The sequence below is a fragment of the Streptomyces sp. NPDC001415 genome (genome assembly GCF_053597395.1).
In genome coordinates, this window is record NZ_JBSFIE010000023.1 from 101,754 (window position 1) to 116,895 (window position 15,142).

General features: G+C 70.4%; 13 protein-coding genes. 7 read left to right on the forward strand and 6 right to left on the reverse strand.

All coding sequences use genetic code 11. The features are described from left to right. Positions 1–34 precede the first annotated feature (34 nt). Genes ACWC2B_RS26705 through ACWC2B_RS26720 form a run of 4 tightly spaced genes read left to right on the forward strand, consistent with a single transcriptional unit; the run spans position 35 to position 2,162 of the window. The gene (locus ACWC2B_RS26705; RefSeq protein WP_450720797.1) at positions 35–679 is read left to right on the forward strand and encodes a diguanylate cyclase; all 645 of its coding nucleotides are present in this window, start codon (positions 35–37) and stop codon (positions 677–679) included. Beyond that, the gene (locus tag ACWC2B_RS26710) at positions 676–1,179 is read left to right on the forward strand and encodes a hypothetical protein (RefSeq protein ID WP_450720799.1); all 504 of its coding nucleotides are present in this window, start codon (positions 676–678) and stop codon (positions 1,177–1,179) included. The genes ACWC2B_RS26705 and ACWC2B_RS26710 overlap by 4 nt, the downstream gene beginning before the upstream one ends. Further along, positions 1,125–1,574, forward strand: a complete 450-nt coding sequence (locus ACWC2B_RS26715) for a hypothetical protein (RefSeq protein WP_450720841.1) — start codon at positions 1,125–1,127, stop codon at positions 1,572–1,574. Before ACWC2B_RS26710 ends, ACWC2B_RS26715 begins: the two co-directional genes overlap by 55 nt. A gap of 51 nt (positions 1,575–1,625) precedes the next feature. Continuing rightward, on the forward strand, positions 1,626–2,162 hold the full coding sequence (locus tag ACWC2B_RS26720) for an isochorismatase family cysteine hydrolase (protein WP_450720801.1): 537 nt from the start codon (positions 1,626–1,628) through the stop codon (positions 2,160–2,162). A 46-nt stretch (positions 2,163–2,208) separates the two neighbouring features. Here the strand turns inward: ACWC2B_RS26720 and ACWC2B_RS26725 are convergent, their stop codons facing one another. Continuing rightward, complete coding sequence (locus ACWC2B_RS26725; protein ID WP_450720803.1) at positions 2,209–4,617, reverse strand: polysaccharide lyase 8 family protein; 2,409 nt, start codon at positions 4,615–4,617, stop codon at positions 2,209–2,211. Between the two features lie 568 nt (positions 4,618–5,185). Between ACWC2B_RS26725 and fusA the strand changes: the two genes are divergently transcribed. The 3 genes from fusA (at position 5,186) to ACWC2B_RS26740 (ending at position 9,089) form a co-directional block, all read left to right on the forward strand. Further along, entirely contained in the window at positions 5,186–7,252 is a 2,067-nt protein-coding gene (fusA, locus tag ACWC2B_RS26730; protein WP_450720805.1) for an elongation factor G, read from the forward strand. A gap of 59 nt (positions 7,253–7,311) precedes the next feature. Beyond that, the gene (locus ACWC2B_RS26735; RefSeq protein ID WP_450720807.1) at positions 7,312–7,941 is read left to right on the forward strand and encodes a YigZ family protein; all 630 of its coding nucleotides are present in this window, start codon (positions 7,312–7,314) and stop codon (positions 7,939–7,941) included. A gap of 872 nt (positions 7,942–8,813) precedes the next feature. After that, positions 8,814–9,089 (forward strand): hypothetical protein, encoded by a 276-nt coding sequence (locus tag ACWC2B_RS26740; RefSeq protein ID WP_450720809.1) that lies wholly within the window; start codon positions 8,814–8,816, stop codon positions 9,087–9,089. A 292-nt stretch (positions 9,090–9,381) separates the two neighbouring features. On the opposite strand, the gene ACWC2B_RS26745 is transcribed toward ACWC2B_RS26740, so the two are convergent. From ACWC2B_RS26745 to ACWC2B_RS26765, 5 genes are all read right to left on the reverse strand, one after another. Next, complete coding sequence (locus ACWC2B_RS26745; RefSeq protein ID WP_450720811.1) at positions 9,382–9,750, reverse strand: hypothetical protein; 369 nt, start codon at positions 9,748–9,750, stop codon at positions 9,382–9,384. Positions 9,751–9,757: 7 nt separating this feature from the next. Beyond that, a complete protein-coding gene (locus ACWC2B_RS26750; RefSeq protein WP_450720813.1) occupies positions 9,758–10,360 on the reverse strand; it encodes a hypothetical protein in 603 nt (200 codons plus the stop codon). Between the two features lie 178 nt (positions 10,361–10,538). After that, positions 10,539–12,527, reverse strand: coding sequence for an APC family permease (locus ACWC2B_RS26755; RefSeq protein ID WP_450720843.1), 1,989 nt, complete (start codon positions 12,525–12,527; stop codon positions 10,539–10,541). Positions 12,528–12,662: 135 nt separating this feature from the next. Then, on the reverse strand, positions 12,663–13,214 hold the full coding sequence (locus ACWC2B_RS26760) for a hypothetical protein (protein WP_450720815.1): 552 nt from the start codon (positions 13,212–13,214) through the stop codon (positions 12,663–12,665). 98 nt (positions 13,215–13,312) lie between these two features. Next, positions 13,313–14,878, reverse strand: a complete 1,566-nt coding sequence (locus ACWC2B_RS26765; RefSeq protein ID WP_450720817.1) for a Na+/H+ antiporter — start codon at positions 14,876–14,878, stop codon at positions 13,313–13,315. Positions 14,879–15,142 lie beyond the last annotated feature (264 nt).

Consider the following 15,142-nt stretch of genomic DNA (forward strand, 5'->3'; position numbering starts at 1 on the left):
ATCTTCCGCTCGCTTTCCCAGGAGGCTCCCGTCCATGACGCTCCCCGGTAGCACCCTCGTCCGCAACTGGCAGCACTGGAGGCGCGGCCGCGACCTCTCGGTCCCGTCCGGCTCCACCGATGTCGAGGACGTCAACCGGCGTTTCCTCCTCTACGGCGTCCTGCCCCTGTGGGTCGTCCCGGGCGTCGCCGACTGGTGGATGCACCGGCGCACCCGTATCGAACACACCACCGGCGTCAAGGAATCCGCCGTGCACGCGCTCATGATGACCGAGGCCGGACTCCCGGTCGCCATGGGGCTGCTGGCCAAGATCAACCCGGTGGTCCTGTCCACCATGGGCACGGCCGCCGTGGCCCATGGGGCGACCGCCCTGTACGACGTGTCCATGGCCACCGAGAAACGCGAAGTGCGCCCGCTGGAGCAGCACATCCACAGCTTCCTCGAAGTGCTCCCGCTGGCGGGCCTGGCGTTCACGGCGTGCCTGCACGCGGACGAGGTGCGTGCCGCGCTGCGCGGCGGGCGCGGCCCCGAGGACTGGATGCTCCTGCCCAAGTCCCGGCCGCTCCCGGTCAAGTACCTCGTCGGTCTCGGCGCGGTCATCGGCGCCGGTGTGATCCTTCCGTACGCGGAGGAGATGACCCGCTGCCTGCGCGCCCGGCGTCAGGTGTCCGCCGCGTGAGGCCGCCGCAGCGCGCGGCCACGCCCCTGCCGCCGCTCGCCCTTGTCGGGATCGGCGGAAGAGGGCCGGAGGACGTCGTCGTCGACGCCGCCGGGCGGGTGCTGACCGGCACCGACGACGGCAGGATCCTACGGATCACGCTGCCCGCGCCCGGTGCCTCCGCCCGCACAGAGGAGATCGCCCGCACCGGCGGTCGCCCGCTCGGCCTCGACGTCCTGGCCGACGTCCGCCTGCTGGTCTGCGACGCCGAACGCGGGCTGCTGCGTATCGCCCCGGGGTCGGCCGGGCCGCCCGAAGTGCTGGCGGGGGCGGTGCGGTTCTGCAGCAACGCGGCGAGCGTGCGTGCCAGACGTCACGGGCCCGGGCGGGGTTCAGACACAGGCTCTTACCCGGCGGCTCTCCTGAAGTCCTGCTCGACGGGCTGCATTTCGCCAACGGCGTCGTCCTGTCCGCCGACGAGTCGTATGTGGCGGTCGCCGAGACCGGCGCCCACCGCCTGACCCGGCTGTGGCTGACCGGCCCGCGCGCGGGCCGGCACGACACGCTGGCCGGAAATCTGCCTGGATTCCCCGACAACCTCTCCCGAGGCGCCGACGGAACGATCTGGACCGCCCTGGCAGCACCCCGACAGGCGCCGCTGGAGTGGCTGCACCGCGCACCGGCCGGAGTGCGGCGACGTGCCGGCGCCGCGGCCACCCGGCTGCGCCCGCCGGCGCGCAGAGGGGTCCGCATCCTCGGCATCGACCCCGCAGGCCGCATCACGCACGACATCGGACGCCCTCACGCCCGCTACCGGATGCCGACCAGCGTGTGCGAACACCGTGGACGGCTCATCCTCGGCAGCCTGGTGGAACAGGCCATCGCCGTCTGCGACCTGCCGCCCCGCCCTCGCTGACCGCACATCCCGACAGGCGCCGCCCGGCCTGCCGGATGCAAGGTGGAAGGCATGGACAAGACCGCGGTCATCGTCATCGACATGATCAACACGTATGACCACGACGATGCCGACCTCCTGCTCCCGGCCGCCGAGGCCGCGCTGCCCGCCATGGTGGACCTGGTCGAACGGGCTCGGCGGCACGATGTCCCCGTCATTTACGCCAATGACAATTTCGGGCAGTGGAGGTCCCACCACGGCGAGCTCCTGGAGACGGTCCTCGCAGGTCCCCACGCCGACGTCGTACGCCCGCTCAGCCCCGACGAGAACTCGCTCTTCGTGGTGAAGGCGCGGCACTCCATCTTCTACGAGACCCCGCTCAGCTATCTCCTGAGACAGCAAGGGATCACGCATGTGGTGCTGTGCGGGCAGGTCACCGAGCAGTGCGTCCTCTACTCGGCGCTAGACGCCCACATCCGGCATCTGAAGGTGACGGTCCCTCACGACGCGGTCGCCCACATCCATGCCGACCTCGCCGATGCCGCCCTGCGGATGATGGAGCGCAATATGGGGGCTCGCATTCCGCTTACCGCCGACCTGCGCTGGTGAGGCGGACCGCCGACCAGCGGCCGGCTGGCGGCGAGGGTGGTGCGGGTCAGTCCGTCGTGAAGGTGTGGGTGGCGCCGAACGACCCGGCGACCTTGATGTCCACCACCAGCCGAGGGTGGGTGGCCACCACGGTGACGGAGGGGTCGGTGCGCAGGACGCGGTGTGCGGGCGCATCGACCGTGACGCGCACGGTATCCTGTGTCTGTGTGGGGTCGGACAACGCAAACGTCCATCCGTGTGTGGTGTGGCCCCACATCGTGGCGGCAGGTCCGGAGACATGGACCCGTTCGACGGCACCGGCTGTGAAGAAGGACGCCGCGATCAACCGGCCGTCCAGGCGCACCGCTTGGAGCTGCGCGGTGTTGGCCAGGACGGTCCAGCGTCCGCAGGCCCGGCGGGTCCGGTCCGCCGAGGCGCCGGGCAGCACCGCGTAGGCGTAGCTCGCGCCGGTGGGGTGGGTGCCGTGGTCGAGGACGATCTTCTGGTAGCGGCGGGTGTACGGGTCCGTCGTGCCATGGGTGTTGGCGCCGGAGTCGATGCCGAGCCAGGTGCCGGTGCGGTCTTCGCGCAGCAGGGTGACCGGCTGCCGGACGCCCCCGTCGAGCAGGACGTATCCGGCCGTGCCGTCCAGGTGCAGCCACCGTGCCCGGGGCACGACGGCGGTGTGGCCGGGCGGGGTGCGGTCGAGCCGGTTGTCGACGAGGAGTCGGGGGGTGCCGCGCTCGCCGAGGTTGCGGTTCTCGATCGTGGTGCGTACGTGGGCGCCGGTGGTGTCGGTGATGGCGGCGCCGAGGCAGATCACGGCGTCGGGTGTGAAGAACCAGGACTTCTTGGCGGTCAGGGTGGCGTCCTGGGAGATGAAGTCGAGTCCGTGGGCGCCGTGTTGGGCGTCGAAGCGCACTCCGCCCGCGTACGAGGTCGTGGTGCGCGGCGGGTCGGCGAGGAGGGCGGGCGGGGTGGTGTCCTTCTCGGTGGTGCCCGGCAGCAGGGTGGCGTCCACGGTGGGCCAGTAGGCGTCGCTGTAGTGGCCCTGCTGTCCGGGCAGGAAGGTGTACAGGACGCCGTCGCCGGTGTACCAGCCGTGCTGGTTCATGCCGTTGATGGACTCGTACCGGCAGATCCGCGTCGAGCCGACCCCGAGCGAAGCCGACCACCCGCGCGCCGTGTGCACCATCCGGTCCATCTGCGGGAACACCCGGTGCGCGAGCGGGCCCGCGGATCCGTCCCGGGGAGCGGGGAGTTGCTCGGCGAATTCGACCTCGGGCACGCCGACCGGCTGGAGTCCGCCCGAGAACCGCACCAGGTCGGACACGTCGAGGTACGGAGCCCAGGTGCCCTCCGCGATCCAGCGCGCGGCCAGCCCGGCGAGGCGGGAGCGGGTGGGCTCGGCGGCGGTCCTGGCCAGGAGCACCACGGCGGCGATGAACTGGTGCCCCGCGTCGTGCCCGGTCTCGCCCTGCCGCGACAGCATCCGGCCGCGGACCGGCTCCATCATCGACCCGGCGAACAGGAACGGCGCGTACACATTGGTGACCGTCCGGTCGAACATCTCCCGTACCGACGGGGCGAGTTGAGCGGAGGTTCCGTCGGTTACGTATGTAAGTGCGGCGATGGCGCTGAGCAGGACCAGGCCGTAGTGGCCGGAGTAGGGGACCACCTCGTGCTGGATGAAGGAGCCGTCAGTGCGGTAGCCGTCGCCCTGGGTGGAGCGTCTGGTGAGGTCCGCCGCGCCGTGGCCCGCCGTGTCGGTCACGGCCGCGAGGCCTGCGGCGACGCGTGCGGCGTCGCCCGCGAGCGCGCCGGACACCACGGCGATGAGCGCCTTGTCGGCCCGGTTGGCGCCGGTCTCCACCACCCCCGCTGTCGCGGTGCGCCGGTTGGGGTCGGCGACGAAGCGCAGGACCGGACGCAGCACGCGTTCCCGGTCGGCGGCGGGCAGCCGATCACCGAGCGCGACGACGGTCTGCAGCAGCCAGTACGGCACGCCTATCTCGTACGAGTACCAGTTGCCGAGCTCGGAGGTGTGCTCGTTGTACTGGGTCCGGTAGAGGGTGTTGAGCGCGGTCACGAGGCGCTCGGGCATCTCCGGGCGGGCGGACAGCGCGGATCCGGGCGTGGCCCAGTCCACGGCGACGGTCCTCAACCGGTAGTACATCGTGGGGAAGTAGGTGCTGCCGGGGCCGGTCGGCAGGTCCGGCCACAGTCGGTCGGCGGTCACATCCATGGCCGCGTCGTAGGCGAGCGCCACCTTGTCCAGGGCGGCCGCGGCCCGGTTCCGCTTCGGCGAGAGGCGACCGTCGCCGATCTGGAGCTCGCGGTACGCGCCCACGATCTTCGCGTGGTCCGACGGGAGCGCCGACGCGGCGAAGCCGGACCCGCCGAGCCGGAGGGAAGCCGCCGCGGTCACGGCGGCGGTGGCTCCGCACCGCAGTACATCTCTGCGATCAAGCGACATCGCACGTCCTCACGTCAGGTTCTGGGGTACGTCAGGTTCTGGGGTGGTCGGCCCATTCGGTTCATTTACGTGAACGACACCCGCATATGGGAACTGCATGAGCGGGGCTCAAGGTAGCCCCGGTGCGGAGAGCGAGTCAACGAGTGTGCGGACACCGCCCCTTGGCTCCCCGCCCCTTGAGCTCCCCGCGCCGCGGAAAACCCCGTGCCATCCCTCCGCGCCTCTCCCTACACTCGCCATGCGCGCCGCCAACAGGGCGTTGCGCGCCTCATGTCGAGTGACGAGCGTCGAGTGAAGAGAAGGGGAGCCAGGTCATGCGTACGCACCACACCGCGGCCTTTGCTCCCGCGTCCCGGTACGACGTGATTTTGGTGTCTCTCATCGCTCGGTGACGGCTGCGCGGCCTTCACCGAATTCTTGTGACGTAACGTCAAATCCCTTTGTCGTCAGCCGTGTTGCCGTGTCATCACGGCTCTGCGGGCGGGGTTGTCGTCGTCCTGAATCGCGCCGCCACCTGCCCAGTTCTCTCTGGGCTTCCTCAGCGAAAGCACTCGAAAGGCCTCAGGCCATGCGCACCAACAGGCGACCGCTCGCCGCGACTTCCCTCTCCGCCGTCCGTAACCTCGGCATCCTCGCCCATGTCGACGCGGGCAAGACCACCGTCACCGAACGGATCCTGTTCGCGACCGGTGCCGTCCACAAGCGGGGCGAGGTGCACGACGGGACGACCGTCACCGACTTCGACGCGCAGGAACGCGACCGCGGCATCACCATCTTCGCGGCGGCCGTGAGCTGCCGCTGGGACGGGCATCGCATCAACCTCATCGACACCCCGGGCCACGTCGACTTCGCGGACGAGGTCGAGCGGTCCCTGCGGGTGCTCGACGGGGCCGTCGCGGTGTTCGACGCCGTCGCCGGAGTCGAGCCGCAGAGCGAGTCCGTCTGGCGGCAGGCCGACCGGCACGGTGTGCCCCGGATCGCGTTCGTGAACAAGCTGGACCGGGCGGGCGCCGACCTCGACAAGGCCGTCGCCTCGATCCGGGAGCGGCTCGGTGCCGTACCCCTGGTGGTCCAGCTGCCCATCGGACACGAGGACGGGTTCACCGGCGTCGTCGACCTCGTGCGGATGCGCGCTCTGCGGTGGCACGACGACACCTGCACGAGCGAGCCGGTCGACGAGGCCCTGCTCGACGAGGCGACACGAAGGCGCCGCCTCCTTGAGGAGACAGTGGCGGAGCTGCACCCGGACGCCCTTGAGGAGTTCTGCGCGGCTTCGGCGCTGAGTGAGCAGACCCTGGTCCGCGTCCTGCGGGAGCTGACCCTGAGCGGGGACGCCGTGGTGGTGCTGTGCGGCTCGGCCTATCGCAACCGTGGGATCGAGCCGCTCCTGGACGCGGTCCTCGCCTACCTGCCGTCGCCCGCCGACATGCCGCCGGTACGGGGGATCACGGACGGCGTCGAGCGGGAACGGGCGCCCGACCCGGCGGAGCCGTTCGCGGCGCTGGCCTTCAAGGTGGCGGCCACCGCGCGCGGGCGCCTGACCTATCTGCGGGTCTACTCGGGCACCCTGCTCAAGGGCGACTCCGTACGCGACGCGGCGACCGGCCGCATCGAACGCGTCGGCCGGATCCTGCGCGTGCAGGCCGACCGGCACGAGGAGAGGGAGGAAGCGATGGCAGGCGACATCGTCGCCGTGGTGGGCCTCAAGGCCGCCCGGCCCGGCGCGACGCTGTGCGCGCCGGACGCACCCGTGCTCCTCGAACCGCCCTCGGTGGCCGAACCGGTGGTGTCGGTCGCCGTCGAGGCCAAGCGCGCCACCGACACCGGCCGGCTCGCCGCGGCGCTGGCACGCCTCGCGGAGGAGGACCCCTCGCTGGTCGTGCGGACCGATGAGGAGACCGGCCAGACCGTGCTGTCCGGCATGGGCGAGCTCCACCTGGAGGTCGCGGTGGAGAAGATCCGCCGCGACCAGGACGTGGAGGTCACCGTCGGCCGCCCCCAGGTCTCGTACCGCGAAACCGTCGTGCGCGGCGTGACCGGTCTCGTATACCGGCACGTCAAACAGGACGGCGGGGCCGGGCAGTTCGCGCAGGTCGTCCTCGACGTGGAGCGCTTGGAGGAGGTGGGATTCGAATTCCGGTCGACGGTGGTCGGCGGCCGGGTGCCGCAGGAGTACGCGCGCGCCGTGGAGGCGGGCTGCCGCGACGCGCTCGCCGAGGGCCCGCTCGGCGGCCACCCGGTCACGGGCCTGCGGGTCACGCTCACCGACGGAGCGACCCACGCCAAGGACTCCTCGGAGATGGCGTTCCGCACCGCGGGCCGGTTCGCCCTGCGCGAGGCGCTGCGGGCGAGCGTGATGGGGCTCCTCGAACCGGTCGTCGAGGTCACGGTGACCGTCCCCGATGACGGCGTCGGCGCCGTCCTCGGCGACCTCGCGGCGCGCCGCGGCCAGGTGTCGGCGTCCACCACCCGGGCCGGTTCCGCGGTGATCACGGCGGCGGTCCCGCTCGCCGAGTTCTTCGGGTACGCCTCCCGGCTGCGCGGCCGGACCCAGGGCCGGGGCACCTTCACCACCCGGCCCGCGCCGCTCGCCCCCGTACCGGCCGGGGTCGCCGACGCGCTCCTGACACGGTAGCCGCCGCTGCCTGTCCCGCCCCGGTCAGCCGGGGCGGGACAGGCGCATAGGGTGGGCGGATGCAGGAGCAGTACCGCACCATCGCCCGAGAGGGCGTGCACGAGAGCGAGATCAACAGGTCGCGCTTCATCTGCGCGCTCGCGCCCGCCGCCACCGAAGAGGAGGCGCAGGCGTTCGTCGCCCGCATCCGCAAGGAGCACCCGACCGCCACGCACAACTGCTTCGCGTACGTCATCGGGGCCGACGCCTCCGTACAGAAGGCGAGCGACGACGGCGAACCCGGCGGCACCGCGGGCGTGCCGATGCTCCAGATGCTGACCCGGCGCGAGGTGCGGTACGTCGTCGCCGTGGTCACCCGCTACTACGGCGGGGTCAAGCTCGGCGCGGGCGGTCTGATCAGGGCGTACGGCGGTGTCGTAGGCGAAGCCCTGGACGCGCTCGGCACGATCGTGCGCCAGCGGTTCCGCCTCGCCACCGTCACCGTCGACCACCAGCGCGCGGGCAAGCTGGAGAACGACCTCAGGGCGACCGGCCGCGCGGTGCGCGAGGTGCGGTACGCGGAGGCCGTGACCATCGAGCTCGGCCTGCCCGAGGCCGACATCGAGCCCTTCCGCGCCTGGCTCGCCGACGCCACCGCCGGCACCGCGACGCTGGAGCTGGGCGGCGAGGCGTACGGCGATGCGCTCTGAGATCGGCGGCAGCCGCGTGGGAGAGCTGAGCCGGGCGGAACAGCCGGATATCCCGGTTACCGCCCGTGTTGTCAGACCCCACCGTTACCCTCGGGGATCATGAGATTCCTGCACAAATTGTCGCCGGTGATCTTTATCATGACGGGTCGAAATTGGCAAATTTGCAGGTCAGGCGCCTAGGTGTTGCCAACTAGAGGGGCCATTTCGCGTGCTCGTGCTGGCTTCGTGCTGACCTCTCGGCACCTGTTGGCACCTCTGCGAACCCCGACCGTGCTGGATCTGTGCTGGACGCGTCTGTCGTGGCTCGGCTGGACCCTCTATGTGCGTAAGGCCAGCGCGGAATGGGCGGTGCCAGAACGTGCACGCGATCGCGGAAGTGAACCAGGAGCTTACTACCTTCACTCCTCCGAAGCCCCTCGCGGAAACAATCCCGCACCCTCATCGGCGTTGGTGATCTCCGAGTCGAGGAGGGGAAGGTGCCGGGCCTGAAGCTGTTCCATATGACCCACCATGTTGATCTTGGGCGGCGAGAGAGATCTGCTGCGCCGCATGGCTTGTTAACGCGAGAAGCGGCTGCAGTTGCGAGAGGACACAGGAGGTGCGACGGCCATCGGCGCGGGGTTCGTAGCCGACGCATAGGATCGAGCGGTCCTGCGAAACACTGTACGGAGGCGTGAGCGTGGCAAACCTGGTGCGGCAGCAGACCCTTGATGTTGAGGTTGCGTACCGCGGGTTCTGCTTTCAGGAGTCCGACGACAGCGCGGTGCCCGTCCCGTTCAATGACGGTTACGAGTGGGGGGTGTTCCTCACCCCCCCATGTTCGGCGCTTCGACCTGTTCAGCGCCGGACACACGCACACTGCCGCCGTCACAGTGAAGGTCTGGGGCGCGGAGCCGCCCCTGGACGACTGCAGCGCGTGGGATGAGCAGGGTGAGGTCGATTTCGAGACCACAACTGGCGAAGTCGCCCTGTGGACGCTCACTCTAGGGCGCGCCAAGGACGTGATCACCCTTGCCGAGGCGGGCGGACGGTGGCGGGTGCGGGTCTCTTGCTCGGGCCGTGCCGAGGTGGAACGAATCACGCGGACCGAGGGCGTCGCCCACGGGGTGGAGCGATACCTGGTGGAGTTCTGGCCCCAAGAAACCTGAGGAGCGGCGGGTGCGGCCCGATTCCTGCGCGCCGCACCCGCACTCCGGTCTTGGTAGAGCCTGCGCCGTCAGTCTGTTCCGCAGGGTGAGGAGCCCTTCAGTCAGCTATCGCGCCTCAACTCCTCGCAGGCCGCCCTTCGCGCGTACCGGCAATGCGTTGACAGGCTTGGCCAGATGGGATCCTGATCGGCTCGTATGGGCCGCAGCAGCCGCAAGCCGGCAATGGACCGGAGGCCGTCGCTGGGAGGAACCGCTCACTCCCAGGCGGGAACAGGCGGTTGAAGGGAGCGCGTCAGGTGTCGGTGGGCACGCGCAGCGTCAGCTCGTGCGGGAATTCCTTGCCGGCCTGGAGGAAGGTGAGCCGGACGTGGAGTTCCCCGGCCTCTGTGGGAAGGGCCGGCTGGCCGGTGATCGTTCCTTCGGTGTGGGTGCCGTCGGGGGCGAGGCCGAACGCGCCGCCCCAGTCGGTGTATTCGTTGCCCAGGTCGTCCTCGGCCTCCAGAGTGAGGAGGATCGGGTCAGTGCCGTCCGGGTCCTCGGGGAGGGGTGGGGTGATGGAGTACGCGATGTCGAAGGAGTCCGGTGCCGGGGTCACGGCGTGGACCGTCAGCTGGTGGCGGCCGTCCAGGACCGGGACGGTGGTGCGGGCGTTGTCGGTCATGCTGTGATCACGCGCTTCCGGGCTTGGGGACCTGGCAGGTGATGTAACGGTCGGCGGCCGTGTTCGGCTTCGACCCCTTCAGGAACCAGTAGAACGTCACCTTGTTGCCGGTGGCGATCGTGCCGCCCCCGCCGCCGGTGAACTGGTACTTGTTCATGCTGCCGTGGAAGTTGTACGTGCTGATCGCGGTGTGCGGACCGTACGGCGGGTTGATCGACTTCCCGTTGACGTACGCGTACGGCATGGTCACCGTCACCGTCGGGCCGAGGTTGGCGCGGGCGGTGTTGGAGAGCTTGAAGCCCCAGGCCAGCGTGCCGCCGCTCGCACGCTGGAAGGTGACGGTCGAGACCGGGTGGGTCCAGGCGCCGGTGCACAGCTTGTTCGCCGGCGTACGCAGGTGGACCTGCTCGGCCTTCTCCTCGGCCAGCTTGGCTATGGCGGCCTCGTCCTTGGGCTGCACGGTGGTGAGGAAGCCGCCGCCGTTGTCCTGTGAGGGGGCTTCGTCGGCGGAGGCCGGCGCGGCTGCGGTGGCCAGCAGGGCACCGCATGCGGCGACCGTCGCGATCGACGTGAGACGGCCGGTGCGACGGGTTGCGGGACGGACACGCATGGAATCTCCCCCAAGTGGCTGTGGTCGGCGTGAAGGGCCCGCTCGGGGGACGGCCGGTCGGTTCCGTCTCCGTTGGCGCGGACCCGACCGCAGTCTTGCCGGATCTCATCGGCAGTCGCAACGCTCCCGGCGTATGTGTTGCGCTAAGAGACGTAGCAGGCACGGCAGTTGGGCGGGATCAGCTGCGGCGGGCAGGCGGATTCCCGTGGTGGGGAGTCGTTGGTTCGCCGCGGCGGACGGAGCCGGGGGCGCGGGCGGCGGGGTGGTCGGCGTGGGCTGCGGAGGTGAGCTGCCAGGGGACGCTGGTGACCATGACGCCCGGAGTGAAGAGCAGGCGGCTCTTGAGCCAGAGGGCGGACTGGTTGTGCAGCAGGTTCTCCCACCAGTGGCCGACGACGTATTCGGGGATGAAGACGGCGACCACGTCGCGGGGGCTCTCGCGGCGCATGGTGCGGACGTATTCGACGACCGGCTTCGTGATCTCGCGGTAGGGGGAGGCCAGGACCTTCAGGGGGACGTCGATGTCGAGTTCGGCCCAGCGCTGCTGCAGGTCGCCGGTCTCCTCCTTGTCGACGGCGACCGTCAGGGCTTCGAGCCGGTAGGGCTTGAAGGCGCGGGCGTAGGCGAGGGCGCGCAGGGTCGGTTTGTGGATGGTCGAGACGAGGACGACCCCCAACACCCTTGACGGCGGGACGAGTTCGTCCCGGGGGTCGGCCACCGCCAGCTCGGTGGCGGTGCGGTCGTAGTGGCGGCGGATGCCGCGCATCATCACCCACAGGACCACTGCGGCGACCACGGCGAGCCAGGCGCCCTGGGTGAACTTGGTGATCAGCACGATGACCAGGACCAGGGCCGTGACCACGGCGCCCAGCGAGTTGATCACCCGCGCCGACTGGTGGCGGCGCCGCGTCGCCGGGTCGGGCTCGGTGCGCAGGGCACGGTTCCAGTGCCGCACCATGCCGAGCTGGGAGAGCGTGAAGGAGGTGAACACGCCGAGGATGTAGAGGTGGATGAGGCTGGTGACGTCCGCCTTGTACGCCCACAGCAGTGCGCCCGCGACGACGGCGAGGGCGAGGATGCCGTTGGAGAAGGCGAGCCGGTCGCCCCGGTTGTGCAACTGGCGGGGCAGGTAGCGGTGCTGGGCCAGGATCGAGGAGAGCAGCGGGAAGCCGTTGAAGGCGGTGTTCGCGGCCAGGATCAGGACCAGGGCGGTGGCTGCCTGGATGACGAAGAAGCCGATGGAGTGGTCCCCGCCGAACACGGCCGAGGCGAGCTGAGCGATGACCGTCTTCTGCGTGAAGGTCTCGCAGTTGCCGCCGATGCCGGTCAACTGGCAGGAGCTGTCGGTGATGTGGACCTTGGCAACGATGGCGAGTGTGGTGACACCGACGAACATCACCACGGCGATGATGCCCATCGCCGCCATGGTGGACGCCGCGTTCTTCGACTTCGGTTTGCGGAAGGCGGGCACGCCGTTGGAGATCGCTTCCACTCCCGTCAGCGCCGTACAGCCGCTGGAGAAGGCGCGCAGCACCAGCATCAGCAGGGCGAGCCCGGTCAGATGGGCGCTGGACTCCTCCGGGTGGATGCCGTACGCGGCCGACTCGGCGACCGGCGCGTCCCCGAGCACGTACCGGATGAGGCCGGTGGCGACCATGATGATCACGCCGCCGATGAAGAGGTAGGTCGGGGCGGCGAAGGCGCGGCCCGACTCGCGCACCCCGCGCAGGTTCATCGCGGTGAGGACCGCGACGAAGCCGAGCGCGAGCAGCACGCGGTGCTCGGCCAGCGAGGGGATCGCCGAGATGATGTTGTCGACGCCGGACGCGACTGACACGGCCACCGTCATGACGTAGTCGACCAGCAGCGACGCGGCCACCACGAGGCCGGCCGCCGGGCCGAGGTTGGTGGACACCACCTCGTAGGAGCCGCCGCCACTGGGGTAGGCGTGCACGACCTGGCGGTAGGAGAGCACCACCACCGCCATCAGCGCGACCACCCCGGCCGCGATCCACGGCGTGAAATGGAGGTAGGCAAGCCCGCCGAGCGTGAGCACGAGCAGGATCTCCTGCGTCGCGTACGCCACGGAGGACAGCGGGTCGGAGGCGAAGATCGGCAGCGCCAGCCGCTTGGGCAGCAGCGTCTCGCCCAGCTCCTCGCTGCGCATGGCGCGGCCGATCACGAGGCGCTTGAGGACGCCGGTCACATTGAACACGGCGTGAGCGTAGGAAATGGGACAGCGGGTTGGCCGTTAAGAGCCCGTCAAGATTCCAGGAAATCATCACAAAGCATGAGGAAATGCCTAGTCCAGTCCGGAGACCTTGAACACAGTGCGGGCCGTTTCCTCGTCGACCCGAGCCTGGATCTGCCGCAGGGCGGTCTCGCCGCAGCACAGGGTGCCCCGCTCGATGCTGGTGCGGGCGTCGGTGTCGACCACGGCCCACAGCGAGGGATTGGCCACCAGTACCCGTGGGTCGATCTCGGCCCGGTTGCCGTCGGCGTCCCGCAGTACCAGGCGCTGTGCGACGCCGTTGGACCAGCGCACCGAGACCAGCCGGTCGGTGCGGACTCCCGACTGGCGCCACAGGCCCCGCGAGAGAAGGAGGCCGGGGGCAGCCGAAACCCGGGCCGGCCAGAGCACCGTGAACAGCAGAACGCCGAGGAACAGCCACAGCGCGGCACGCACATCGGTGAGCGTGTCCGCCGCCTGGTCGACCAGCGTCAGCAGGACGAAGAGCAGCGTGGCGTAGCCCACGGCCGAACGGGCCTCGCCCGGCCAGGTGATGTCGTACGCGACCGGCTGGGGCGGCATCGCCTGGTTCCTGGCCGTGTCACTGGTTGTCCGTCGTCCCATGGCCGGACCGTAAGCCCGCCGGGGCGGAGCCGCATCACGCCGTGACCAGTCTTGATGCGGGCCTAACGACTCTCTGACGCAGCTCGGGGCAGCTTCCGTCAGGCGTCTGCGAGCCGGGCCTCTTCCAGGTCGAGGGAGCGCTGGAGGCGGCGCCGGGTGGTGTCGCTTATGCGGTGGTCGTCATAGAGGCGCTGGAGCTCGGCGGATTCCACGAGAATGAGGTCGCGGCGCAGCTGGCGGTACACGTGATCGGCGGACTCGGTTCGGCCGTCGCTGTCGCCGAGGCGTTCGCGGGCGTGTTCCTGGCGGGCGTGCAGGGCGCGGCGCAGCCGGTCGGCGACGACGTCGGGGACGGCCTCCAGCTCGGCGATCTCCTCCAGGCGGCGCATTCCGGCGTCGGCGAGGCTGAGACGTGCGTGGGCTTCTTCGCGTTCGGTGTGGTCGGGTTCGAGGGCGATGCCGGAGCGGCGTACGACGGTGGCCAGTGTGAAGCCCTGGACGACCAGGGTCACCACCACGACGGAGCTGGTGAGGACGAGGGCCAGGGGACGGCCGGGAAGCGCGGCGCCGTTCGCCGTGGCGACCGGGATGGAAAGAGCGGCGGCCAAGGGCATGACGCCGCGGGTGCCGGCCCAGGAAAGGACCGCTGGGACCCGCCAATTGGTCCTGCGGCGGCCGGCCTGCCGCTGGAGCAGCGCGGACATGGGGAAGACCCACAGCATGCGGACCGCGATCAGCGTTGCGGCCAGGGCGAGGGCGTACAGCGGCCACAGCCGGGCGCCGTCGCCGAGTTCGCGGATCAGATCGGGCAGCGAGAGGCCGATGAGGCTGAAGACCACGCTTTCGAGGAGGAAGACGACCGTGCCGTACACGGCGTGGAGCTGGAGGCGGATGCGGGCGCTGGTCAGGCGGTCGGCGCGGCCACCGAGGAGCACCCCGGCCACCACGACCGAGGTCACGCCGGAGGTGTGGGCGCCTTCGGCGAGCACGTACGCCGCATAGGGCGTGACCAGGGCGATCACCGTCTCCAGGACCGGTTCCTCGGTTCTGCGGCGGATCAGCGCCACCACCCCGGCGACCGCCGCGCCGATCAGGGTGCCGCCGCCGGCGAGGAGCGCGAACTCGCCGCCCGCGCCACCCCAGGAGACGGCGGAGGCGGCCACGGCAACGCCCACCGCGACCTTGAACAGGACGAGCGAGGTGGCGTCGTTGAACAGGCTCTCGGCCTGGACGAGGACCTGGACCTTGGGCGGCAGCGCGAGGCGTCGGCCGAGCGCGGTGACCGCCACCGGGTCGGTGCTGGCCAGGACCGCGCCGAGCACCAGGGCCATCTGCCAGGACAGCGGGGTGAGGACCGAGGCGACGAAGCCGACGATCGCCGCCGAGGCCAGGACGAGGCCGATGGCGAGGATGCCGACCGGCTTCCACACCACCCGCAGTTCCCGCCAGGAGATCTCCTCGGCGCTGGCGTACAGGAGCGGCGGGAGGACCACGAGGCTGATGATCTCGGGTGTGACGTGGATTTCCGGGGCTCCGGGCAGCAGAGCCACCGTGAGCCCCGCGACGACCAGGAGCGACGGCGCGGGAATGCGCCAGCGCCGGGCGCCGGTGGCCACCAGGGTGGCGAGCACCACGAGAAACAAGACCGTACCGACGCTGCGCATGCCGCCCCCGGGACCCCGTACCCAATGACTCGGGCCCGTCGGGCCCGAAACGCCGACCAGACTTCCCGGCACACCGCCATCACCCTATCGAGAGGCGAATCATCAAGACCTCGTCAATGAAATGCCCTTCCTCGACAGAGAGGCGTCAAGGCTCATGTCCCGATAGGCGGGAGAGGGGTTTCGTTGAAGGGGCGGGTTCGGCGGCGGCCGCCGCCGAACCCCCCCCCCCGGGGATTTAACAGACCCGAAAATAGCGTGGGCCGC

Excerpts from the sequence above, each read along its gene's own strand:
- ACWC2B_RS26755 (WP_450720843.1), bottom strand. The coding sequence starts at position 12,527 with ATGCGCAGCGAGGAGCTGGGCGAGACGCTGCTGCCCAAGCGGCTGGCG.
- ACWC2B_RS26745 (WP_450720811.1), bottom strand. The coding sequence starts at position 9,750 with ATGACCGACAACGCCCGCACCACCGTCCCGGTCCTGGACGGCCGCCAC.
- ACWC2B_RS26735 (WP_450720807.1), top strand. The coding sequence starts at position 7,312 with ATGCAGGAGCAGTACCGCACCATCGCCCGAGAGGGCGTGCACGAGAGC.
- ACWC2B_RS26760 (WP_450720815.1), bottom strand. The coding sequence starts at position 13,214 with ATGGGACGACGGACAACCAGTGACACGGCCAGGAACCAGGCGATGCCG.
- ACWC2B_RS26705 (WP_450720797.1), top strand. The coding sequence starts at position 35 with ATGACGCTCCCCGGTAGCACCCTCGTCCGCAACTGGCAGCACTGGAGG.
- fusA (WP_450720805.1), top strand. The coding sequence starts at position 5,186 with ATGCGCACCAACAGGCGACCGCTCGCCGCGACTTCCCTCTCCGCCGTC.
- ACWC2B_RS26720 (WP_450720801.1), top strand. The coding sequence starts at position 1,626 with ATGGACAAGACCGCGGTCATCGTCATCGACATGATCAACACGTATGAC.
- ACWC2B_RS26765 (WP_450720817.1), bottom strand. The coding sequence starts at position 14,878 with ATGCGCAGCGTCGGTACGGTCTTGTTTCTCGTGGTGCTCGCCACCCTG.
- ACWC2B_RS26725 (WP_450720803.1), bottom strand. The coding sequence starts at position 4,617 with ATGTCGCTTGATCGCAGAGATGTACTGCGGTGCGGAGCCACCGCCGCC.
- ACWC2B_RS26750 (WP_450720813.1), bottom strand. The coding sequence starts at position 10,360 with ATGCGTGTCCGTCCCGCAACCCGTCGCACCGGCCGTCTCACGTCGATC.